Source organism: Hymenobacter lapidarius, from assembly GCF_001816145.1.
GTDB lineage: Bacteria > Bacteroidota > Bacteroidia > Cytophagales > Hymenobacteraceae > Hymenobacter > Hymenobacter lapidarius.
On sequence record NZ_MDZB01000127.1, the window covers coordinates 1 to 23,124 of the forward strand.

General features: G+C 60.8%; 19 protein-coding genes. 9 read left to right on the top strand and 10 right to left on the bottom strand.

The genetic code is table 11. The annotated features are described in order from the left end of the window. Both BEN47_RS14425 and BEN47_RS14430 read left to right on the top strand, forming a co-directional pair. Positions 1-456: carboxypeptidase-like regulatory domain-containing protein (locus BEN47_RS14425; RefSeq protein WP_139147381.1), on the top strand; the 456-nt coding region annotated here is incomplete at its 5' end. Positions 457-582: 126 nt separating this feature from the next. Next, complete coding sequence (locus tag BEN47_RS14430) at positions 583-1,638, top strand: lipocalin-like domain-containing protein (RefSeq protein ID WP_070729101.1); 1,056 nt, start codon at positions 583-585, stop codon at positions 1,636-1,638. A 47-nt stretch (positions 1,639-1,685) separates the two neighbouring features. On the opposite strand, the gene BEN47_RS14435 is transcribed toward BEN47_RS14430, so the two are convergent. Together BEN47_RS14435 and dusB are read right to left on the bottom strand one after the other, a co-directional pair. Next, complete coding sequence (locus BEN47_RS14435; protein ID WP_070729102.1) at positions 1,686-2,891, bottom strand: ATP-binding protein; 1,206 nt, start codon at positions 2,889-2,891, stop codon at positions 1,686-1,688. Between the two features lie 146 nt (positions 2,892-3,037). Next, positions 3,038-4,033 (bottom strand): tRNA dihydrouridine synthase DusB, encoded by a 996-nt coding sequence (gene dusB, locus BEN47_RS14440; RefSeq protein ID WP_070729103.1) that lies wholly within the window; start codon positions 4,031-4,033, stop codon positions 3,038-3,040. Positions 4,034-4,224: 191 nt separating this feature from the next. Here dusB and BEN47_RS14445 point away from each other — a divergent pair, with 191 nt between their 5' ends. The 4 genes from BEN47_RS14445 (at position 4,225) to BEN47_RS14460 (ending at position 8,594) form a co-directional block, all read left to right on the top strand. Next, a complete protein-coding gene (locus BEN47_RS14445; protein ID WP_070729104.1) occupies positions 4,225-5,205 on the top strand; it encodes a CPBP family intramembrane glutamic endopeptidase in 981 nt (326 codons plus the stop codon). 105 nt (positions 5,206-5,310) lie between these two features. Continuing rightward, complete coding sequence (locus BEN47_RS20415) at positions 5,311-6,312, top strand: phosphatidate cytidylyltransferase (RefSeq protein ID WP_158011033.1); 1,002 nt, start codon at positions 5,311-5,313, stop codon at positions 6,310-6,312. Between the two features lie 149 nt (positions 6,313-6,461). Beyond that, positions 6,462-7,751 carry a Glu/Leu/Phe/Val family dehydrogenase gene (locus BEN47_RS14455; RefSeq protein ID WP_070729105.1) on the top strand — a complete coding sequence of 430 codons (1,290 nt, stop codon included), beginning with the start codon at positions 6,462-6,464 and terminating at the stop codon, positions 7,749-7,751. A 177-nt stretch (positions 7,752-7,928) separates the two neighbouring features. Beyond that, positions 7,929-8,594, top strand: coding sequence for a phosphatidylserine decarboxylase family protein (locus tag BEN47_RS14460; protein WP_070729106.1), 666 nt, complete (start codon positions 7,929-7,931; stop codon positions 8,592-8,594). Positions 8,595-8,675: 81 nt separating this feature from the next. Here BEN47_RS14460 and BEN47_RS14465 read toward each other — a convergent pair whose 3' ends face one another. The 5 genes from BEN47_RS14465 to ribD all read right to left on the bottom strand — a co-directional run bounded on the left by BEN47_RS14465 (position 8,676) and on the right by ribD (position 13,511). Then, a complete protein-coding gene (locus BEN47_RS14465) occupies positions 8,676-9,635 on the bottom strand; it encodes a peptidase associated/transthyretin-like domain-containing protein (RefSeq protein ID WP_125921698.1) in 960 nt (319 codons plus the stop codon). A gap of 110 nt (positions 9,636-9,745) precedes the next feature. Next, positions 9,746-10,921, bottom strand: coding sequence for a glutathionylspermidine synthase family protein (locus BEN47_RS14470; RefSeq protein WP_070729108.1), 1,176 nt, complete (start codon positions 10,919-10,921; stop codon positions 9,746-9,748). A gap of 178 nt (positions 10,922-11,099) precedes the next feature. Next, complete coding sequence (locus tag BEN47_RS14475) at positions 11,100-11,777, bottom strand: Cj0371 family chemotaxis-regulating polar lipoprotein (RefSeq protein ID WP_125921699.1); 678 nt, start codon at positions 11,775-11,777, stop codon at positions 11,100-11,102. A 47-nt stretch (positions 11,778-11,824) separates the two neighbouring features. Next, positions 11,825-12,307, bottom strand: a complete 483-nt coding sequence (locus BEN47_RS14480) for a free L-methionine (R)-S-oxide reductase MsrC (RefSeq protein ID WP_070729110.1) — start codon at positions 12,305-12,307, stop codon at positions 11,825-11,827. 151 nt (positions 12,308-12,458) lie between these two features. After that, positions 12,459-13,511 (bottom strand): bifunctional diaminohydroxyphosphoribosylaminopyrimidine deaminase/5-amino-6-(5-phosphoribosylamino)uracil reductase RibD, encoded by a 1,053-nt coding sequence (gene ribD / locus BEN47_RS14485; RefSeq protein WP_070729111.1) that lies wholly within the window; start codon positions 13,509-13,511, stop codon positions 12,459-12,461. 55 nt (positions 13,512-13,566) lie between these two features. Between ribD and prmC the strand changes: the two genes are divergently transcribed. Further along, positions 13,567-14,424, top strand: coding sequence for a peptide chain release factor N(5)-glutamine methyltransferase (gene prmC, locus BEN47_RS14490; protein ID WP_070729112.1), 858 nt, complete (start codon positions 13,567-13,569; stop codon positions 14,422-14,424). Positions 14,425-14,566: 142 nt separating this feature from the next. On the opposite strand, the gene BEN47_RS14495 is transcribed toward prmC, so the two are convergent. Beyond that, the gene (locus BEN47_RS14495) at positions 14,567-16,795 is read right to left on the bottom strand and encodes a S9 family peptidase (RefSeq protein ID WP_070729113.1); all 2,229 of its coding nucleotides are present in this window, start codon (positions 16,793-16,795) and stop codon (positions 14,567-14,569) included. A gap of 102 nt (positions 16,796-16,897) precedes the next feature. Here BEN47_RS14495 and BEN47_RS14500 point away from each other — a divergent pair, with 102 nt between their 5' ends. Continuing rightward, positions 16,898-17,947, top strand: coding sequence for a hypothetical protein (locus BEN47_RS14500; RefSeq protein WP_070729114.1), 1,050 nt, complete (start codon positions 16,898-16,900; stop codon positions 17,945-17,947). A 91-nt stretch (positions 17,948-18,038) separates the two neighbouring features. Here BEN47_RS14500 and BEN47_RS14505 read toward each other — a convergent pair whose 3' ends face one another. Both BEN47_RS14505 and BEN47_RS14510 read right to left on the bottom strand, forming a co-directional pair. Then, positions 18,039-19,640 (bottom strand): OmpP1/FadL family transporter, encoded by a 1,602-nt coding sequence (locus tag BEN47_RS14505; protein ID WP_070729115.1) that lies wholly within the window; start codon positions 19,638-19,640, stop codon positions 18,039-18,041. 76 nt (positions 19,641-19,716) lie between these two features. Then, on the bottom strand, positions 19,717-21,096 hold the full coding sequence (locus tag BEN47_RS14510) for a hypothetical protein (protein ID WP_070729116.1): 1,380 nt from the start codon (positions 21,094-21,096) through the stop codon (positions 19,717-19,719). Positions 21,097-21,369: 273 nt separating this feature from the next. On the opposite strand from BEN47_RS14510, the gene proS reads away from it, so the two are divergent. Next, the gene (gene proS / locus BEN47_RS14515; RefSeq protein ID WP_070729117.1) at positions 21,370-22,845 is read left to right on the top strand and encodes a proline--tRNA ligase; all 1,476 of its coding nucleotides are present in this window, start codon (positions 21,370-21,372) and stop codon (positions 22,843-22,845) included. Positions 22,846-23,124 lie beyond the last annotated feature (279 nt).

Here is a 23,124-nt window from a genome sequence, read left to right on the forward strand (position 1 = left end):
GCCGGCCTGGCGCTGCTGGGCTGGCAGCCCCTCACGTCCTGCGCCACCAAGCCGCCCCAGCAGCTGCCGGCCCAAGCCACGGCAACCGCCGCCGACCCCGCCGCGGCCCAGCCGCAGCAGCTCATCATCCGCGGCCAGGTATTCGACGGCGCGAGCAAAACCGCCGCGCAAGTCAATATTTTCATCAATGGCACCCAATATGGCACCGTGACGGACGAGCAGGGCCGGTTTGAGCTGCGCATGGCGCGCGACTGGGCACCCCTTGCCGGCGGCGCGGTAGAGCTGCGGTTTGTGGGCAACCCATTCGATTTTAAAGAGCAGAAACTGAGCTTGAACACGCGCACCACGCCGCAGCTAGGCCCGCTGGTGGCGCGGATGGAATCGGCGCCCCGGCGCGGGCAGGTGATGGGCAAAATCCGGATGCCCGAGCCCCCTGTGGCGCCGCCGCAGAAATAATAGCCAGGGTTTTGGTAGCCGAGCGGCTGATGTCGGAAGTTGCCGGGCGTTCATCGCCGCGCCGGGCCCGCGCTAAACTCGTCTTTACCCCAAACTTTTAGCTTTGGAAAAGTCTTGTGGGAGGGTATGAAAGTTTTGCGTTTTGCCCTGCTGCTCGTGCTGGCTTCGGCCTGCTCCATCCTCAAGCCCACTACCAAAAACGACGTTTTTCCCGGCCCGGCCCAGCTGCCGCAGGAGGAAGCGCCGCACGTGAACAACTCCCTGGAATGGTGGTATTTCACGGGGCATCTCAAAGACGTGGCCACGGGCGAGGAGTTTGGCGTGGAGTACGTCTTCTTCCACTTCAGCCCCGATGGCAAGAAGGATTACCAGATGGTAAACTTCGCCCTGACCGACCCGCAAACGCGGCAGTTCCAGTACGACTACAAGCTGGATAAGCTGGCCGTGCCGCTCACGGCGGTGCTGCCCATCAACCTCAGTGAAAAGAAAGGCGCCCAAACCTGGACCCTCACCGGGCAGGAGGGCCGCTACCAGCTGCAGGCCCGCATGGCCGCCCACGCCGGCCAGGCCATCAACCTGAGCACCACGCCCACCAAGCCGGTGCTGCTGCACGGCGGCACCGGCTACGAGCAATACGGGGCGGTTGCGCAGGCGGGCTACTACAGCTACCCGCGCCTGGCCACTACTGGCACCATTGAAGTGGGCGGCAAAACCCACCATGTAGCCGGCGAGCTCTGGTACGACCGGCAGTGGAACTGCGGCAGCGTAAACAAGCGCAACGTGGCCTGGGACTGGCTCAGCATCCAGCTCAACGAGCCCAGGGAGGAAATAATGGTGTACGCCGTGCACGACACCAAAACCGGTCAGCACATCGGCGGCGGCTCGCACTACGGTGCCCAGGGCGAAAACCTGCATCTGGCCGAAAAGGACTTCAAGCTGGAGCCCGTCACGTACTGGACCAGTCCCACTTCCAAAAAGAAGTACCCCGCCACCTGGCACCTCACCGTGCCCGGCAAAGGCTACGACCTCACCATCATGCCCCTGGTGCCCAACCAGGAGCTGAACCTACGCCTCTTCAAAGTGCTGAAATTAAACTACTGGGAAGGCATGTGCCGCGTGACCGGTACCCACAACGGCCAGCCCGTGACCGGCAACGCCTACGTGGAGATTACGAATCGGTAGGGTTTTCAGGAGCTGTTAGCTCGTAGCGTTCAGAAAGCCGAAAAAACCTACTGATTGAGTACGATGCGGAACGTAGTACCGCGGCCCATTTCGCTCCATTTCACAAAGAGGCGGCCTTCGTGGTAGTTCTCGATAATGCGCTTGGCCAGGGCCAAACCAAGGCCCCAGCCCCGTCTTTTAGTAGTGAAGCCGGGCATAAACACGCTTTCCAGCTTGTGGCTGGGGATGCCCTTGCCGGTGTCGGTGATGTCGACGGCTACCTGGCGGGGCGGGGCGCTGCGCCGGTACCAACTGCGGCGGGTGCGCACGCGGCGCAAATGCAGCGTGATGGAGCCGCGCCCGTTCATGGCATCCACGGCGTTTTTGCAGATGTTTTCAATGACCCAGTCGAACAGCGGCACATTGATGCGGGCGGGCGTATCAAGCGGCAGGTCCGATTCGATGGTGAAAATCACCTTTTTAGAAACCCGGCTTTGCAGGTACTCAATGGCGTTGCGGGTGGTGTGGTAGAGGTTTTCGTCCTTGAGCACCGGCACCGAGCCGATATTTGAGAACCGCTCAGTGATGATTTCCAGGCGCCGGATGTCTTTGCCCAGCTCCTCCACAATGGGCTCGTCCCGGAAGCGGTCGGAGTCGCGCAGGTAGTTCTGCCAGCCCACCAGGCTGCTGAGCGGGGTGCCCAGCTGGTGGGCCGTTTCCTTGGCCAGGCCCACCCACACGCGGTTTTGCTCGGCCCGGCGCGAGGAGCTGAACGCGAAGTACGCAATGATGCCCAGGCAGCCAATGACCACCAGCTGCACCAGCGGGTAGGTGCGCAGCTGCTGCAGCAGCTGGGAGTCGCGGTAGTAGATATAGTTGACCTGCCCGGCCCCAAACTTCACCACAATGGGCGGGTGCTGCTGCTTCATGAGCAGCAATTCGCTCTGCAACAGCCGCACCGAATCGGCCTCCGACAAGCGGGCTGGCATCACAATGTTTTTGGCCGCAATGGTGTTCACGCCGTCGCTGAGAATTACCGGAATGGTGGCGTTGGCGTTTACTATCTCGCTGAAAACGAACAGGGTATTGGAATCCTGTTCGGAATTGATAATGAATTCCTGGGCCTTGGCGTAGAGCCGGATTTGCTGCTGCTCCCGTTCCGATACCCGCTGTACCAGCAAATTGGTGTAGACCACGGTAGCCGCCCCAATGAGCAAGGCTATGACGGCAACCAGAATTTTGAGGCGGGACTTTTGGTCGTAAATCGGAATCATCAACAGGGTGTCAATTTCTACTTCTAACTAAAGAACGTCATGCTCATCTGGCGTCCGCTTACCGAAGCATCTCTACCGCAATACTAAAATTGATTAGTTACGCAGTAGAGATGCTTCGGCAAGTTCAGCATGACGTTCGTTAACCACTAACCGTTGACCAAAACAGCTTCACTGGCCGCAATTTCCTGCAGGATGCCGTACACCACGTCGGGCGTTTCGGCATTCACCAGGCTGGTGCGCCAGGACTTGGCGCCTTCCAGGCCGCGGAAGTAGTGGGCGTAATGGCGGCGCATCTCAAAGATGCCCACTTTCGGGCCTTTCCACTCCACGCTTTTGTCGAAGTGCATCTGGCACATGGCCACCCGCTCTTCCAGCGTGGGCGGTGCCAGGAGCTGGCCGGTGGCCACGTAATGCTTGATTTCGCGGAAAATCCAGGGGTAGCCAATGCTGGCGCGGCCCACCATCACGCCGTCCACGCCGTAGCGGTTTTTGTATTCGAGGGCTTTCTCGGGCGAGGTGATGTCGCCGTTGCCGAAGATGGGGATGTGGATGCGCGGGTTGTCCTTGATTTTGGCAATGAGACGCCAGTCGGCTTCGCCCTTGTATAGCTGCACGCGGGTGCGGCCGTGCACGGTGAGGGCCGCAATGCCGATGTCCTGCAGGCGCTCGGCCACTTCTTCCACGTTTTTGGTGCCCTCGTCCCAGCCCAGGCGGGTTTTCACGGTCACGGGCAGGTGGGTGTTGCGGATTACGGCAGCCGTCATCTCCACCATCTTCGGAATGTCGCGCAGCAGGGCCGCGCCGGCGCCGCGGCAGGCCACCTGTTTCACCGGGCAGCCGTAGTTTATGTCAATTAAATCGGGCCCGACTTCGGTGCTGATGGCCGCGCATTCGCCCATCGTTTCCACATCGGACCCAAACAGCTGGATGCCAATGGGCCGCTCGTAGTCGAAAATATCCAGCTTCTTGCGGCTCTTGGCCGCCGCCCGAATCAGGCCTTCCGAGGAAATGAATTCGGTGTACATCAAATCGGCCCCGTTGGCCTTGCACACCGCGCGGAAGGGCGGGTCGCTCACGTCCTCCATGGGCGCGAGCAGGAGCGGGAAGTCGGGAAGGGTGATGTTGGGGCCTATGTTAACCACGGTTATGTAAATGCTAAATGAACGTCATGCTGAGCTTGCCGAAGCATCTCGCTCGCATCGTTGCAACGATTGGGTTACTATTGCATGCGAGATGCTTCGGCAAGCTCAGCATGACGTTCTATGTAGTGAGCTATTCAAGCCTAAGTTAAAAACTGCGGTAAATTTACGCCCTTCCCAACCAGTTGCCGTCTATGAAAGGTTTCCTATCCCGCACGTTGCACCCCGGCCTTCAGATATTGATGCTTTTGGTGCTGATGGTGGTCGGAGCCTGCATCGGCTACGCCATTATTTTTGGAGTGGCACTGCAGGGTTACGGCCTTTCCGTGCTGGAAGTGCAACAGGTGATGACCTCCCCCGCCACCCACCCGCAAGGCTGGAGCCTGCTGATGATGGCGCAGGGCGTGCTGCTGTTTACGGCTTTTGCGGGCGGCTCCCTGCTGCTGGCCTCGGCCATGGGATACGGCTGGGCCGAGTATTTCAATCCGCGCCGGCTGGGCGCTGCGTGGTGGCTGCTGGCCGTGGGCGTGCTCATCGTGGTTATTCTGCCCTTGATGTCCAGCCTGGTGGCGTGGAACGCCGATGCGCGTTTCCCTAGTTTCCTGCACGATTTTGAGGTGTGGGCGCGGGCCAGCGAAGACCGGGCCCAAGGCCTGACTAAGTTCCTGACCCGCTTCAATACCACCACGCGGTTTCTGGTGGGGGTGGTGGTGGTGGCCATTGTGCCGGCCATTGGCGAGGAGCTAGCGTTTCGCGGCGTGATACAGAAGAACCTCGTACGCTGGTTTTCGCCGCACGTGGGCGTGTGGCTGGGGGCGGCCATTTTCAGCGCCATTCACCTGCAGTTTTTTGGGTTTGTGCCGCGGTTTGTGCTTGGGCTGGTGTTGGGGTATTTGTACCTCTGGAGCGGCAATATCTTGGTTTCCATGGCTGCGCACTTTGCCCAGAATGCCTTCCAGCTCCTTATTGTGTACCTCACGCAGCGCGGCCTGTTCGGCTGGGGCTTCGACCCCGACTCCAACGAGGCGCTACCCTGGTGGCTGGTGATACCGTCGGCACTGCTCTCCGCCGGCCTGCTGTACTTCCTCTACCAGCGCATGACGGCCCCGGTCCCGCCCACCCAAATGCTCACCCTCAGCCACGACGGCGTGGCGGTGCGCGAGCTGGACGCCTAGTGGCGATTGGTGGTTGAACAGCAAGCTGTAACGACCCTAACCGCGCAACTTTAACTCTGTCCTCAACAACGAGACGCTATTAAACGTCTCTACAATCCTTCCGATTTGCCCGACGCTACGCCTCCGATTACCCCTGCCTCACTCGACGCCCCCGGTAAAAAGTCTGCTCCCAGCAACCTGCGCCAGCGGGTAATTTATGCCTCTATTGGGGCGGCCCTGCTGCTGGGCAGCGTGTGGTTTAGTGTCTGGAGCTTCGCCCTGTTTTTTGCGGCGGTGCAGGTGAAAATGCTGCTGGAATTCTACCGCATGATGCGGGCGGGCGGGACGAAGCCGGCCAAGTGGATAGGGGTAGGGGCAGGACTTCTGATTTTTGGCGTACTTCATCTATTCATCGTATGCTATCCCGATTATGCGATTATGTTCGGTTGGCCGCTTGGTTGGACTATTTTCCCTCCCTTAAGTGTTCTGCCGCAGGCGGTTCCAGACACGATGCAAATTGGGCCTCAGTTACTAACGGCTTCGTTAAATGCTATTGTTTGGCTGGTAGCTGCCGGGATTCTCTTAGTTGGGTTGCTGCTTCGTGAAATTGCGCTGTGGCCAAACCACGGTCAGCCTTTTGCGAATGTTGGGGCAACGCTTTCGGGCTTGCTGTACATCAGTTTGCCAATGGCTTTCTTGAGCATAGTTGCATCTACCGATGAGGGGTACGACTACCGCCGCATTTTCGGCCTGCTCTTCCTCATTTGGGCTTCCGATATTGGTGCCTATGCCGCCGGCAAAACCTTTGGCAAGCACAAGCTGGCCCCCAGCATCTCGCCCGGCAAAACCTGGGAAGGCTGGGCCGGCGGCTTCCTGCTCACGCTGGCCGTGGGCTGGGGTTTGAAGTTTATGATGCCCGATGTGCCGCTGGCGCACCTCCTCGTGGCGGCCGGCGTGGTGGCCGTGTTCGGCCCGCTGGGCGACCTAGCCGAGTCCATGCTCAAGCGCAGCGTGGGCGTGAAGGACTCGGGCACGTTCATGCCCGGCCACGGCGGGCTGCTCGACCGCTTCGATGCTTTCCTGCTGGTGTTGCCGGTGCTGGCGCTGCTGCAGTTGCTTTTTAGCTGATAGTCATTAGCCATTGGTTGTTAGCTGTTTAGGCGGAATTGTAGAAGGCTAATAACTGGCGGCTGGCAGCTGACAGCTAAGTAAAATATACCTTTGCGCCCCTAAACCATAGGCTCACTCCCACCCAACACTTTCCCATCCCAATCCGAATGGCAGCCCACCACACCGTGTACAAAGAACCAGCCCCGTTGCTGGACCGTGAAAATCCGCTGGAATCAATGATGTCGCGCTTCAACATCGCGGCCGACATCCTGGGGCTCGATGACGCCACGTACAACGTCCTGAAAGTGGCCGACAAACAGGTTATCGTCAACATCCCGGTGACGATGGACGACGGCCACATTCGCGTTTTCGAAGGCTACCGCGTTATTCACAACACCATTCTGGGCCCGAGCAAGGGCGGCATTCGGTACGACAAAAACGTGCACCTCGACGAGGTGAAAGCCTTGGCCGCCTGGATGACCTGGAAGTGCGCCGTGGTTGACATTCCCTACGGCGGCGCGAAGGGCGGCATCATCTGCGACCCCACCACGATGAGCGCCGGCGAAATCGAGCGCATGACCCGCGGCTACACCCTGGCCCTGAAAGATATTTTCGGCCCCGACCGCGACATTCCGGCTCCCGACATGGGCACCGGTCCCCGCGAAATGGCGTGGCTGATGGACGAATTCTCTAAGACCAACGGCATGACCTCACCGGCCGTGGTCACCGGCAAGCCCCTGGTAATGGGCGGCTCGCTGGGCCGCACCGAGGCCACCGGCCGCGGCGTGATGGTGTCGGCCCTGGCCGCACTCAAAAAGCTGGGCCTCAACCCCAATGAAGTCTCCGCAGCCATTCAGGGCTTCGGCAATGTGGGCTCCTGGGCCGCCATTCTGCTCCATGCCGAAGGCGTGAAAATTAAAGGCGTGTCCGACATCTCGGGCGCTTACTGGAACGACAACGGCATCAACATCGACGAAGCCGTGGCGTACAAAAACGCGCACAACGGTCGCCTCGAAGGCTTCGCCGGGGCCACGCCGATGGACCCCGACGACCTGCTGACTTCCGACGTGGACGTGCTGGTGCCCGCCGCCGTAGAGGACGTCATCACCGAGCACAACGCGCACAAAATCAAAGCCAAGCTCATCGTGGAGGGTGCCAACGGCCCCACTTCGGCCTCGGCCGACTCCATTATCAACGAGAAGGGCATCATGGTGGTGCCGGACATCTTGGCCAACTCCGGTGGCGTCACGGTGTCGTACTTCGAGTGGGTGCAGAACAAGCAAGGCTTCAAGTGGAGCCTCGATATGGTAACCGAGCGCGCCGACCGCATCATGAACGATGCGTTTGAGAAAGTGTACGAAACCAGCCAGAAATACAACGTTCCCATGCGCATCGCGGCTTACGTCGTGGCCATCGACAAAGTAGCTCAGACCTATAAGTTCCGCGGCGGCTTCTAGGTCCGTGCGCAATCCGAAGACGCTGGCTACTGCGTTTATTGGAGTGAAAGCGGCGCAGAACCAATGTTTTGCGCGCTAAGCGAACATCCGGCCCACTTTACCCGTTGCGGTAAGGTGGGCCGTTGTTTAGGTAGAGGGCTTTAACTTGCACCCCAGGCGGCCTGTTTCGCTATTCGCATGAAGATTCATAAAGAAGGAAGACGCATCCTGTTCGTCACGCTGCTGATTTTGCTGGCGCTCAACTTACTGGTATTCAATTTTAATAAGGGCGCTGACCTGGTCAACCGGCTGTTTGCCGGGGCCACGGTCATCGTTTTTCTGTTGATTCTACAGTTCTTCCGGAGCCCGTTCCGGCACCTGTTTACCCACGAAGACCTGCTGCTGGCCCCGGCCGACGGCAAGGTGGTGGTGATTGAGAATGTGTTTGAGCCCGAGTATTTCAACGATGAGCGCAAGCAAATCAGCATTTTCATGTCGCCCATCAACGTGCACGTCACGCGCAATCCCATTTCGGGCATGGTGAAGTACTTCAAGTACCACCCCGGCAATTACCTGGTGGCTTGGCACCCCAAAAGCAGCACCCAAAACGAGCGCACCACTGTAGTGGTTGAAAGCGACTCTGGCCCGCTGGTGCTATTCCGACAGATTGCCGGCGCCATGGCCCGTCGCATTGTGTGGTACGTGAACGAAGGCGACGAAGTGACCCAGGGCGAAGAATTCGGCTTCATCAAGTTCGGCTCCCGCGTGGATGTGTTCGTGCCCATGGATACCGAAATCAAAGTAGAGCTGGGCCAGAAAGTGAAGGGCGGGGCCACGGTAATTTGTCAGTTGAAGGTGAAGTAGCGCTTTCCCGAATTAATACATAGAAAAGCTCGACTGCAGTGATGCAGCCGGGCTTTTTTGCTTTGGCTCTGCGTTAAGAGCTTAATCCGGCTGAATGATGGCTTGAATGGCGGCGTTGTGAACCTCGCCTTTGTCGGCAATTCCCGGAATGACGCGGTGGGTGAACGGCTGCCAAGGATGGCCGGCGGTCAGGTACCAAGTGACTGAAGGGGGAGCATTGTAATAGCCGCCCAAGCTTTGTCCGTACGCGTAGCCCGTTTTTTTCTTCTTTTCTCCCATAACGGTATACGTGTAATCGCACCCGAAGGCGCCGTCCATATACAGCCATTCCATCACCACGTAAAAGCCGCTGGTGGGTACTGGAAGCTGGTAGCGGAGCAAATCCACTTCATGCCAGCCAGCGCGGCTGGCAGCCGTCAGCACCGAGGCCGTCAGCAAATCGGTACCGGGGGCGCCGGCGGGTCCATCGGCAGCGTAGAGCCGCACTCGAAACGGGGCTCTCACTGAGTTTTTTCCGCAATTATGATTGGGTTTGACATAAAATCGCACGCCCTGAATGATGCCGCGGGAGCCTGCTTCGAATTTGCGACCTACCTGCCAGCCCTTGCTGCCAACCAAGCGCAGATTCCCACCGCCAAATCCAGAGCGGCCCCCATTGGCAGTGGGCCCCAGCGTAAGGACTGGGCCGGGCGGGCGCACCACCGCCTCAGGCAGGGCTACGGCCAGTGGCCGCAAAGCCAGCCGGCAAGGCGAGGCACCGGGCGCTGCCATCACCCGAGGGGCAAACCCCAGCGAAGAAACCCGCACTGAGTCAGCAGTGGTTAGCGCGGTGGGAAGGGTCAGGCTAAAGGTGCCTTGCTCAGTGGCCTGCACACCCATGTGCCGGTTCGGGACTTCAACTACTGCAAAGGGCACGGGCTGGGTAGTTGTGGCATCAACAACAACGCCTGTGAAAGAGGTTTGCTGAGCGCGGAGCGCGGCAGGCCCCAACAGCACCAGCACCGCTAGCGGGGTAACGCAATGAAAGCCGAGAAGACGCATAGACAAGACAAGAATAAGGAAGCTGCGGAACTACACGAAGACACCGCTACGTCCGTACATGGTTGCAGGCGCTCCGGGTTGGCCCGGTGTTGAACCCATCTAGCAGTAGGCTATTCAAGAACGTGTGGCACAAACTCTGATAAATTAGTAATGAGCCCGGCTTCGCGGCGAAAGCCGATGGCGCAGGCTTCTCCGGCCCAGAACACACCGGCCTGGTAGCGCCGGCCTTGCGCGTCGGTGGCCAGCTCGGCCCAGCGCTGGTAGAGCTGGGGCTGCTGGGCAAAATCGCCGGGGACTTCGGTGCCGGTGCGGCCGTCGGGCTGAATCTCGGCCACGTTCTGGCCCTCGCGGCCAAAGAGCGGCTTGCGCACGTGGTGGCCGGGCAGGGGCGCCAAGTTGGCTTCGAGCAGCAGCAGGTGGTGCGGAAAAACCTCCCACAGGTGCGCCAGCAGGGCTTTGCTTTGGAAGAGCAGGGTGTAGGCGGGGTTGGCAGTTACCACGTCGCGGGTGAGCTGCAGCTGGGTGAGGTCGGCGGTGAGCTCGGGTTCTTCCTCGGCCAGAATTTCCCAGGGCACCAGCTTGAAGAGAAAATCGAATTTCTGCCACTGTCCGGGTACGGTTTCGGCCCACACGCCGCGGTCTTCGCCCTGCACCGACACCCGCATGTCGTCGGCGGGGCAGATGTGGAGGTCGGCAAAGCCGGCGGTGCGGGCAGCTTCGGCCAGCACCGTGCAGTTGGCTTCGTCCTCGGCGCTGCCGGGCAGGTACACGAGCAGCAAGGTGGCCTGCTTGTCGAGGTTGAGCGTGCGCCAGTGGCGGAACTGGTCTTCGAGGCACTCAAATAGCCCGTTGGCCTGGCTGGCTTCGTCGGTTTGGCCGGCGGCTACCAGGCTGGCCCACTGCACCACGGCGGTTTCGGGCAGGCTGGTGGCGGTATCGGCGTTGAATTCCAGTAGCTTGGGGCCGTCGGGCGTCATGGCCAGGTCGAAGCGCCCGTAGAGGTGCCAGTGCCGTTCGTCGTTCCAGGAATGGCGCACGGCTTCCCAGAGGTTGGCCGGAATGGCCAGCCGCCGCAGAAACTCGTCGGGAATAGGGTCGGGAATGGCCTCCACCAGCATTTCGTAAAGCGTGTCGGCGGCTTGCAGCAGCGTTTCGGCTTCAGTTTCGGATAGCTGCACGGCTTCGCGGGCTACGTAGTTCTGGCAGGCTTCCTCAATGGCCCATTCCCAGCCCAGCGTGCGCACGGCAGGAGATACGTCGCCGGGTAGCGGCAGTAGGTTAATCATAAATCAAAAATGAGTTAGCAAGAAACAGGGAGCAAAAAAGAACGTCATGCTGAGCTTAAAACAGAACGTCATGCTGAGCTTGCCGAAGCATCTCTCTCGCAATACTAAAGCAGCTTAGTTGCGCGGTAGAGATGCTTCGGCAAGCTCAGCATGACGTTCTTTTCGGGTTCAAGTCCAACTACCCACCAAACCCCCGGGAGCCGCCGCGGCTGCCGAAACCGCTGCTGCGCCCGGCCGGCGCACTGCTCCGAATGCCGGGCCGGGGCGCAGTGCGCGCCGTAGAGCGGCTTTCCGAGATGCCGGCATTGGCGGAGGTGCCGGCACCGGCAAAGCCCCGGCCGAAAAAGCCCCGGCCGGTCTGGCGCTCGCGGGCCACGTTGGCGCGCCAGCCCTGGTTGCGCTGGAGTATGCCGGAGTTGCGATAGGCGCCCGTGTTTGGGGTGAGGAAGCGGCCCGCCATGTAGCCAATGCTGCTCCACATCAGGATGTCCATCATGCCGGTGCCGGCCATGCGGTTTTCGGGGTTGGCGCGGCTGTATTCCTGCATCTGGCGCTGCAAGGCCTGGCCCTGCAGGGTGTCCACTTTGCCGTCGAAATGGCGCAGTATAGCGGCTACTTCTTCCTTGCCAGCTGGCCGCTCGGCCGTGATTTTCCAATCGCCGGGCTTCACTTCGGTCATTTCCGTGATGACGCCCTGGCTGTAGGTCTCGCCGCCCCAGCCGGCTTCGGCGCCGTTGCTTTGGCTTTCGCTATTGTCGCTGGAGCAGGCGGGCAGCAGCAGGCCAAAGCTGCTGGCTGCGGTGAGAAGCAGCACGTTGCGGCGCCAATCGCCGAGGGGATGAAAATGCTTTTTCATGGTAAACAACGGGAAAAGAGGGAGGCAGCTAAGATACTATGGATGCGTTAGAACCACTGGGCGGCCAGCTGCATGAGCTGCTCGAGGGCGGTCTGGTCGTCGTGGTCGAAGTCGTTGAGCTGGTCGCTGTCCACGTCCAGCACGGCCACCACCTGGCCATTTTTTAGAATGGGCACCACTATTTCGGACTTGGAGTCGGAGCTGCACGCAATGTGGCCGGGAAACTCTTCCACATCGGGCACCAGCAGCGTTTGGGCCTGGGCCCAGCTGGCGCCGCACACGCCCTTGCCGTGCCGGATGCGGGTGCAAGCAATGGGCCCCTGAAACGGGCCCAGCACCAGCTCATCGCCCTTCACCACATAAAAACCCACCCAGAAAAACCCAAACGCCTGCCGCAGCGCGGCCGCCGTGTTGGCCAGGTTGGCGGTGAGGTCCGGCTCGCCGGTGGTCAGGGCTTCGATTTGGGGGAGCAGCTGGCGGTATTGCTCGGCTTTGGTGAGCGTGGTATCGAGGGTGAGGTTTTCAGCCATGAATGGGGAATGCGCGGCCGCATTGGGCGCGCGGTGGGGGTTAAGGTTGTCAGTTGCGGGTTGCGGGTCAGGTGCAGACAACTGCTAACCAATAACTGACAACCAACAACTGATGGTTATTCGCTGAACTGCGCCGGGCATTACAGCAGGGCTAATGGGCGGGGTGTTTGCGGTCGTTCACATACCAGAACAACTCATCGGGCCCAACGTTCCGGCGCTCGCGCAAACCGCTCAGCCCGAGGCGGGGGGCGGCAATGCCCTGGCCCAGCTTCATGGGGGAGCGGAACACCCGGATTTCGTCCCAGAGCCCGGCGTTCAGCAGCGCGTTAAGCACGGTAGGGCCTCCTTCCACCAACACGGAGTGCACCTGCCGCTCATACAAATCGGCGAGGACCTGGGGGAGGAGGTCGTCGGCTTCCGACAGTGTGACGAGGGTGAGGTTAGTGGCGGGGCGGGGCTGCCGGTAGGTGTAGATGAGAGTAGGCTGGGAGCCGTCGAGTAGGTGGTGGGTGGGTGGCAGGCTCAGGTTTTTGTCGATGACGAGGCGCGTGGGCTGGGGGCCGGGCCAGTCGCGCACGCTCAGGCGGGGGTTGTCGTGCAGGGCCGTGCGCGTGCCCACCAGGATGGCCTGCTCCTCGGCCCGCCACTGGTGAGTGAGTGAGCTCGCCTGGGGCCCGCTGATTTGCACCTGCTGGAAGTAACGCCCCGCTAGAAAGCCGTCGGCCGTTTCGGCCCATTTCAGCACCAGGTAGGGCCGCTTTTTTTCGTGGTAATGAAAAAACCGTCGGTTCAGCCACCGCCCTTCTTCGGCCAGCAGGCCGGTTTCTACGGCGATGCCGGCGGCGCGCAGCTTGGCAATGCCCCGCCCGGCCACCAGCGGAAACGGGTCGTCGTTGCAGATTACGACCTCGCACACGCCTTTGGCAATGAGCAGGTCGGCGCAGGGGGGCGTTTTGCCGTGGTGGGCGCAGGGCTCCAGCGTCACGTACACGCGGCTTTCGGGCAGCAGCGATGGGTCGGCTACTGCCGCCAGCGCGTTTACTTCGGCGTGAGGGCCGCCGTACCGCTCGTGCCAGCCCTCGCCAATGATGCGGCCCTGGTGCACCACCACGCACCCCACCAACGGATTGGGCCGGGCGTAGCCAGTGCCCAGGTGCGCCAAATCCAGGGCGCGGCGCATGAAAATCGCATCGTCAGGTTTCATGGGGGCGAAGGTAGTGCGGGGCCCGTGGCTGCGCCTTACGCCTACATTTGCGCCCATGACCACCCGCGACTTCACCACCTCTCTTTCGGCCGCCCTCCAACCCTTGTACCCGGAGCGCGAAGCCCAGGCCATTGCCGCGCTGGTGGTAGAGAACCTGCTGGGCCTGAACGCCCTGCAGCGCATGATGGCCGCGCAGGACCACGTGCCGCCCGCAACGGTAGCGGCACTACCGCCGCTCCTGGCCCGCCTGCAGGCCCACGAGCCTGTGCAATACGTGCTGGGCACCGCCTATTTCGCCGATATGGAGTTGGAAGTAACTCCCGCCACCCTCATTCCCCGGCCCGAAACCGAAGAGCTGGTGCAGGTGATAGCGCAGGAGCAGGGCCACCGCACCGGCCTGCGGGTGCTCGACGTGGGCACCGGCTCGGGCTGTCTGGCCATTGCGCTGGCTCAGGCACTGCCGAAATCCAACGTGCTGGCCGTGGATATTTCGGTAGAAGCCCTGGCCGTGGCCCGACGCAATGCGGCCCGGTTCGCGCCGGCTGTGGCTTTCGAGCAGCTTGATATTCTGAGCGGGTTGCCAGCCGGCATCGCTCCTGGCACGCTCGATGTATTGGTGAGCAACCCGCCCTACGTGCGCGAAAGCGAGCGGCCGCTGATGCGCGACAACGTGCTGGCCTGGGAGCCTGCCACCGCGCTGTTTGTGCCGGACAACGACCCGCTGCTGTTCTACCGCCGCCTGACTGAGGTGGGGCACGAGCTGCTGAAAGCGGGCGGCAGCATCTACCTCGAAATAAACGAAGCGCTGGGCTCCGAGACGGCTGCATTGCTCCAGGAACACGGGTACGAGGACGTGCAGGTGCTGCCCGACATGTTCGGCAAATCGCGGATGGTGCGGGCCACCCGCACGTAGCGGGGAAGAAAAAAAACGGATAACAGAACGTCATGCTGAGCTTGCCGAAGCATCTCCACTGCGTAAGTAATTTGTTTACTATTGCGGTAGAGATGCTTCGGCAAGCTCAGCATGACGTTCCAGCTTATTCCTGGCCTGCTTTCTACAAGTTCTGCGTCACGAAATTCGTCATTTGCCGGTAGAGGTGCAGGCGGGTGGTGCCGCCCGAAATGCCGTGGTTGCGGTTGGGGTAGTACAGGGTCTGGTAGTCTTTGTTGGCTTTGATAAGGGCGTCGACGAAGGCGATGGAGTTCTGAAAGTGCACGTTGTCGTCGCCGGTGCCGTGCACGAGCAGGAATTTGCCTTTCAGGTTCTGGGCGAACTGCACGGGCGAGTTCTCGTCGTAGCCGGCGGGGTTTTCCTGGGGCGTTTTGAGGTAGCGCTCGGTGTACACGGTGTCGTAGTAGCGCCAGTTTGTGACCGGCGCCACGGCGATGCCCATCTTGAAGAGGTCGGGATTTTTGGTCATGGCCAGCGAGGTCATGTAGCCGCCGTAGCTCCAGCCCCAGATGCCGATGCGCGATTTATCCACGAAGGGCAGGGCGGCGAGGTACTTGGCGCCTTCGGCCTGGTCGATGGTTTCAAGCTTGCCCAGGTTGGCGTAGGTGGCTTTGCGGAAGGCCGAACCGCGGCCCGAGGTGCCCCGGTTTTCCACCGATACCACAATATAGCCCTGCTGGGCTAGCATCTGGTGCCAGAGGTAGTTGGCGCCGCCGTAATTGTCGAGCACGGTTTGGCTGCTGCTGCTGCCGAAGCTGGGGCCGCCGTACACGTGCATGAGCACGGGGTATTTCTTGGCGGGGTCGAAGTTGGCGGGTTTAATCATCCAGGCGTTCAGCTCCACACCTTCCGCAGTTTTAATGGTCATAAACTCCAGCTTGCCAAGGTCGTACTGCGCCAGGGTCTGCTTGAGCTTGGCGTTGTCTTCCAGCGTTTTCACGAGTTTGCCCGTGGCGCCTTCGCGCAGGCTGGTTACCGCCGGCACGCCGGCCGAGGAGTGCACATTAAGGAAGTATTTAGTGTCGGGGCTCATATTCACCACGTCGATGCCGCTGCCGGCTTCGCTGATGCGCTGCTTGCCCGTGCCTTTCAGGTTCACGCGGTAGAGGTGGCGCTGCAGCGCCGAGCCTTCGGTGCTGGTGTAGTACACGAAGCCGGTTTTGGGGTCGAAACCGTTTATCTGGCTGATTTCCCAGTTGCCTTTGGTGAGCTGGCGCACCTGCTTGCCGTTCATGTCGTGCAGGTAGAGGTGCTGATAGCCGTCTTTCTCGCTGGTGAAGACGAACTGCTTGCCGCCCGTCAGGTAGTTTAAATCATCGTTTATCTCCACGTAGGCCGCGTTGGTATCGGTCAGCACCACCTTGGTTTTGCCGGTGTTGGCGTCGGCGTGCAGCACTTCCAACTTGTTCTGCAGACGGTTAAGACGCTGAATGCTGAGCGTGTTGGGCGCCGTGGTCCACTGCACGCGGGGGATGTACTGGTCGGGTTCGGGGCCCACGTCCATTTTGGTGGTGCGGGCGCTGGCCACGTCGTAGGTGCTCACGCTCACTACCGAGTTTTTCTCGCCGGCTTTGGGGTACTTAAAGCGGTTTTCTTTGGGGTAGAGGCTGCCCCATTCCTGCATGTCGTACTCGGGCACCATGCTTTCGTCGAAGGTATAAAACGCAATTAGCTTGCTGTCCGGCGACCAGAAGAAGCCCTGGGCAAAACCGAATTCTTCCTCGTATACCCAATCAGCCGAGCCGTTGATAAGGTTGTTTTTAACGCCGTTGGTGGTCACGGCGGTCTCCTTCATGGTAGCCAGGTCGGTCACGTACACGTTGTTGTCGCGGGTGAAGGCCACGCGCTGGCCGTCGGGCGAGAACGTAGCGTAGCCCTGCTTGCCGCCGGTGCTCAGCGGCGTCAGCTTCTTGCTGGCCCGGTCAAACACGTAGTAGCTGGACTTGGCACTGCGTCGGTAAATGGGCTCGGTTTCGGTGGTGAACAGGATTTTCTGCTCGTTGGCATTGAAGGTGTAGCCGTCCACATCCAGGGGGCCGGTGGCGCCGGCGGGCTGCAGGTCGGCCGCGGCCACCAGCGTTTCCAGGGCTTTGCCGGTGGTCACTTCGTGCTGCACCAGGCTGCCGCCCTCAAACGCCGAGTAGTAGCGGCCGTCCTTCATCCAGTTGAAGCCCGGTACGCTGGCCGAGCGGAAGGTGGGCTTGGCCCAAATGTCCTCCAGGGTCAGGGGAAGCTTCTGCTGGGCCTGGATGGAGGTAGTGGTAGCACCCGGCACCAGAGCCGGGCCGTTGGCGGCCAGCAGCGCGGCCAGCACAAAAAAGCGAAAACGCATAAACACGAAAAGAGAGTGCGAAATAAGGGAGGGAACCGAACGTTAAAGGTAACAACCACCGGTAGCAACGTTGCAGGCCGTGGCTCCGGCTACCTTTGTATTATGCGCTTTCGTCTCCTGCTGCTACTTCTGCCCGTGCTCCTGGGTGCCTGTTCCAAAAAGGACCAGCCCGTCCAACTCGATTTCATCGGCAGCACCACCCTCACCTCCGGCAACCGGGTAGTGAGCCCCAACGACACCCTGCGCACCCGCGTCTTTGCCGTGGGCAACGACAACCTGCTCCAGCGGCTGCGCGTCACCGTCAGCTACTCCTTCGGGCTTTTCCCCTACCTCTATCCGGTGCCTATTTCTGGCTTCGACCCCAAAAATGCGCCCGGCGCCCGGGAAGTGGTGTACATGGATTCGCTGATAAGCCCCATCCTGAACACGCCCACCTATACCTCGCCCTACCGGGGCGGCGAGTTTCTGTTTGAAAACCGCTTTTCGGCCCGCTCCACGTCCGGCACCGAGCTGTGGCAGTACACCGCGACGGACGCCGCCAGCGAAAGCGCCGCGCGGGCCTACCGCCTCACCGTGCGCAAGCCGGACTCAGCCGCCGTGTTTCACAACTACACCGCCCTGATTCGGCCCTTGCCCGGTTCGCCGGTGACGGTTTCGGCGTTGCCGGTAGCCGACCGGCCCCTGCGGAACCGCGCCCGCGTGTTCCTCAACCTGCGCTCGGGCTTGCTGCTGCCCAAGTATTCGCTGCTCAACAAGGAAGCCTCCCTGCAAAGCAACCAGCCGCTGGTTGACGTGATATGCGTGTCCAATGCCGCGAACACCATCATTCGACTCGATAGCCCGGCGGCGGACAGCCTGAAAAACAAGCTGTCGGCCGCCAGCTGGCCAGTGGCCAACCGCCGCCGCACGCGCCTGCTGCGCACCTCCCTCACCGCCACCACGTTTGCGGCCGCCAGCACCACCACGGCTTTTGCCACCGCTTTCGCCAACGGCCAGCCCTTCACTGCCGACAGCCTATCCACCGGCCCGCTGGTAAACGGCAGCGTGGTGGCTTTCCGAACCGGCGAAGGCTACTTCGGGCTGCTGCTCGTCGCAAACCTGGTTCCCGGAACCTCGCCGCTGCTCAACTGCACCGTGCGCGTGCAGAAGTAGCCCTCACGCCAATAAAAACCGCCTAAAAAAGGCCGCTCCAGTCCGGAGCGGCCTTCTTTTATAGGAATGTAACGAGCGAATGCCCCGCAGACTAGAAGGTAATGCCCGCCGTAAGGCTGGTGGTGAAGCGGGTGTTGTTCACCTTAATCACGGGCTGCAGCTCATTGGCCAGCGTGTAGGGCGTGTACACCTGGTTGAGGGTAGAATACACGGCTGCGGCATCAATGAAGAAGTTGCCCTGCCGAATGCCCAGGCCGCCGGTGTAGAAATTCTGGCCGCGCTCGTTCGAGTTGTCCTCCACGTAGGGAGTGCCGTAGCGGGCGTAGCCCACGCGCACCCGGAACACGTCGAAACGACCTTCGGCGCCTACGCGCAGGTTTACCGTGTTTTTGTAGCGGGCCTTAATGTCCTCGTTTTCGACGCTGAACGAGTAGTTGTCGCCGTTGGCGTCCTGGTCGTCGTTGTTTAGGCGCGCCTGGCCGTAGTCCACGTACTCCACATCGCCCGAGATAAAGCCGAGCTTGCCGATGGTGTAGGCCACCCCGCCATTGGCCCGAAACGGCGTGGTGAGCCGGTAGGCGTAGTCATTGGGCAGGGCTTCGACGGAAGTAATGCCCACGGGCCCGGTCGGGAGTGAAACCGCAACGATGTCAGTGCCCTGGGCGCTGAAGTCGGTGGTGATGGAGGAGGTGAACCGTTCCGAAAACTTCATGAACGTGGGCGACTGCACGGACGCGCCCAGGCGCAGGGCGTCGGTGGCGCGGTATATCAGGCCCAGCCGCGCATTGAAGCCATTGCCAGTGGTGAAGTTTTCGTCGCGCAGCGTGAAGCTGGTGAGGTGCGTGGTGGGGTCATTTTCGGTCTCGGTAAATTCCCGTACCGACCGGTAGTTGGAACTGAGAATGCCAAACCCAACGCCCACGTAGAGCCGGTCACGGTAGCTGGCGCCGTAGCCCAAATCGAGCTGCGACATAGAGCCGCGGGTCGTCACGGCTTCTGACTGCCCGATGGGTCCGCGGCGCACCCGCGAGACAATGGCAGAGTCGGCGCCCGAGCGGCGGCCGCGCACAATACTGGTGAGGTAGGCCCCGTAGGCCAGGCCGTCGGCCGAAGTGTAGTTGCCGGAATTGCCCTGCTCGCGCAGGTCATCGAAATAACCCTGGCCCGCTGTGCCGCGCAGTGAAGCCAGGTAGGACTGGTTGTCGCCCGATACCGTGCGGCCGTTCACGCTGCGGTCGGTGAGCAGCCCACCGTAGCGGGAAGCGGCATTAAAATCAGCCAGGCGCGTGAAACCGAGGGCAAAAGCGCCGCCGCGCCAGTTGGTGCTTTGGTCGCCATCGGGGCGCCGGGTGGTGAACACCAAACCGCCGCTGCCTACATGGAAGCTGTTTTTGGTGGTGTTTTGGGCTCCCGAAGCGTTGCCCTCAATGCCGGCGTCGCTCTGGCCCAAGCCAAAGCCCGGCGTGAAGTGCAGCTCCGATTTTTGGTACATGCCCAGGCCGGCGGGGTTGCTGGTCAGGTTACCAAAGTCGGCGCCCACAGCCACGTTGGCTCCCCCTATGCCCAGGGAGCGGGCGGGGCCGCCAATTTGCAAGCGGGAATAGCGCAGGGCATCACTGGCGCCTTGGGCAAAGCCGTGGCCTGCCTGCCCTGCTACGAGGGCCAGGCTAAGCCAAATTATCCGTTTTTTCATGGGGTTGGAAGAAAAGGAGCCAGCCGTTGGGCCGGCTCACTTGAAGGAAGTTTTGCAGAAAATATCAGTTCAGAAATTACTCGCCCCGGCCCCGGCTATTGCCGCCACCGTTGTTGGATGGCGCCGGTTGCGAAGGCTCGCTCCGCTGCTGGGGCTGCTCGTAGGATTGCTGACGCGGTTGCTCGTACGTCTGCTGGCGCTGCTGCTCGCGGGGTTGCTCGTAGCTGCGCCGCTGACGCGGCTGCTCATACGTCTGCTGGCGCTGCTGGCGGGGCTGCTCTTCGGCCTGGGTGGTGCCGCTGGGCTGCGTGGGCGCACTCTGGAAGAAGCCCCCACGGCGGCGCTGGCCTTCGGGCTGCGTATCGGTGCGCTCGGGTTGCATCGGCTCGCTCTGGGTGGTGCCCAACTCCGCATTTTGCCGGCGGCCACCGTTGTAGCCATCGCGGGTTGCGCGGGTGCCATCGGCGGGCTGGTTCATGTCGCGGTACACGGGCTGCTCCGATACGCGCGACTGGCGCCGGGGCTGGTTGTAGCCTTCGGTGCGCTGGGTGCCGCTCACGCTTTCGCTGCGCTGGCGGGTGTTACCGGGAGCCGGCGTAGCCAGTTGCTCGTTGGGGTTGGTTGCCACAGCGCCGTCGGTCCGCACGCGGCTGTTGCCGTTTACTATGCTTGGGTTGCTGCCCGAGCCGGTGGCGTTGCCCGACGAATACCGGCCATCTGATACCCGGTTGTTGCGATGGCCCGAGGTCCGGCCCCGCACGTTGTCGTTGCCGTAATAGCGGTTGTTATTGTTATTTCCGTAACCGTAATTGTTGCCGTAACCAAAGTTGTTGCCATAGTAGCCACCGCGGCCGTAGTAGCCACCGTAAAAGGGGCTGCTGTAGTAGAAAGGGTCGTAGAAACCACCGCCGTAGCCACCAAAGCCGGGCCGGCCAAACCCATACCCGCCGTAGCCGCCATACCCCCAAGGCCGGCCAAAGCCCAAGCTGATGCTCAGCCCCGGGCCGTAGCCAAAGGGACTGCCAAACGGGCTGTAGAAGGAGCTATAAAACGGGTCGCAGATGCCGTAGGGCGAAAAGCCGCAAGCGCCACCACCCCAGGCATAGCTGTTATAGTTGATGCTGGTGTAGGGGCTGTACGGCATATAATCGGTCACGCCGTAGCTCGGCACACCGCGCATATAAGTGTAGGTATTGTCGTAGTACTCGTCCGAGCCGCGGCTACTTTGGCGGGCGGGGGCGCTGGCGGTGTTGCCGTTGTAGTCCGGGTTGGCGGCCTCGTTAGCGCTCGGGCTGGGCTCCTGGGCCGGGACTTCCCGCACCAGGGCGGTGGTGCGGTCTTTGGAGGAGTAGTACACGCCATCGTCTTCCGACGTCGCGAGACCGGCGGTACCGGCACAGCCACCCAACGCGAGCAAGGCCAAAGCGGGCAAAAATGCGGTGAGCAGGTTTTTCATGGCTAAAGAATGAAGTGTGGGTGGGCTGGGGGTAAAGTAACGATGCAAACGGTGGAGCAAGCGGTTGAACGCTGCTACCCAGCTATGATTTAACACGCTGAGTGAAAAAAGGAAACGTGCAGCGGTCCGGACGGTGCCGGTAATCGGCCTGCCATCCCTCGCGTGCTGTCCGCGCATTAGTAACGTAATTTGACCCTGAAACGGTGCCCTTTCAACAGCTCAAATCTTGTACCAGAGTTGGGAACTTTTTCAATTAATTATAAGATGCATCCCATGAGCAAAAAGTTGCCTACCCGCCAGGAAGATTATTCCCTTTGGTACAATGAGTTAGTAAAGCGTGCGGGCCTTGCCGAAAATTCCGCCGTGCGCGGCTGCATGGTCATAAAACCCTACGGCTACGCTATTTGGGAAAAAATGCAGCGCCAGCTGGACGATATGTTCAAGCGCACGGGCCATGAAAATGCCTACTTCCCCATTTTCATCCCGAAAAGTCTGTTCGAGGCAGAGGAGAAAAACGCCGAAGGCTTCGCCAAAGAGTGCGCCGTGGTTACCCACTACCGCCTCCAAACCGACCCCGACAACCCCGGCAAGCTGCGCGTAGACCCCGCCGCCAAGCTGGAGGAAGAGCTGGTGGTGCGCCCCACCTCGGAGGCCATCATCTGGAGCACCTACAAAAACTGGGTGCAGAGCTACCGCGACCTGCCCTTGCTCATCAACCAGTGGGCCAACGTGGTGCGCTGGGAAATGCGCACCCGTTTGTTTTTGCGCACCGCCGAATTCCTGTGGCAGGAAGGCCACACCGCCCACGCTACCGCCGAGGAAGCCGTGGCCGAAACCCGCCAGATGCTGGACGTGTACGCCGAGTTTGCCGAAGAGCACATGGCCCTGCCGGTAGTGAAGGGCGTGAAAACCCCCAACGAGCGGTTTGCCGGTGCCGAAGACACCTATTGCATCGAGGCCCTCATGCAGGACGGCAAAGCCCTGCAGGCCGGCACCAGCCACTTCCTAGGCCAGAACTTCGCCAAGGCGTTTGACGTGACCTACGCCACCAAAGAAGGCGGCCTGGAGTACGTGTGGGGCACCAGCTGGGGCGTGAGCACCCGCCTGATGGGGGCCCTCGTCATGGCGCATTCCGACGACGAAGGCCTGGTGCTGCCGCCCAAGCTGGCCCCTATTCAGGTGGTCATCGTGCCTATCTACAAATCTGGTGAGCTTGATGCCCTCCTGGAGCGCATCAAACCCATCCAGATGGGCCTCATTGCCCGCGGCATTGCCGTGAAAGTGGACAGCCGCGACACCGAGCGCCCCGGCTTCAAGTTTGCCGAGTGGGAAATGAAGGGCGTGCCCGTGCGCTTGGCCATCGGCGCCCGCGACCTGGACGCCGGCACCGTGGAAGTAGCCCGCCGCGACACCAAAGAGAAAATGAGCCTGCCCCTGGCCGATATCGTGCAGAGCGTGGACCAGCTCCTGACCGATATTCAGAGCAACATCTACGCTAAAGCAAAGAAATTCCGCGAAACCCACACCACCCGCGTCGATAGCTACGACGAGTTCAAGCGCGTGCTCGACAACGAAGCCGGCTTTGTGCTGGCCCACTACGACGGTACTTCCGAAACCGAGGAACGCATCAAGGAGGAAACCAAAGCCACCGTGCGCTGCCTGGCCCTCAACGAGCCCGACGAAGACGGCGTGTGCATGGTGACCGGCAAGCCCAGTGTGCGCCGCGCCTACTTCGCCCGCGCTTACTAACGAGCTGCTTCCGGTAGTAGAGCACAAAAGCCCCGCCGGTTCGCCGACGGGGCTTTTTGTATCCTGTCCAATAACTTATCCCTAGTCGGAATAAATCACTCATTATAAGGGTAATAATAGAAATAAGATTGAAATCGGGAAATACAAAAATAATATGATACCAGTTATTGATTTAATAATGAAGCTGTTTAGAAAGTAAAAGGACTCCCAAAAAAGCGCGAAATTTGAGTTACGACACTCCTTTTTTCGCATTTTAATGGAAGTCCTGTCCAAAGATAT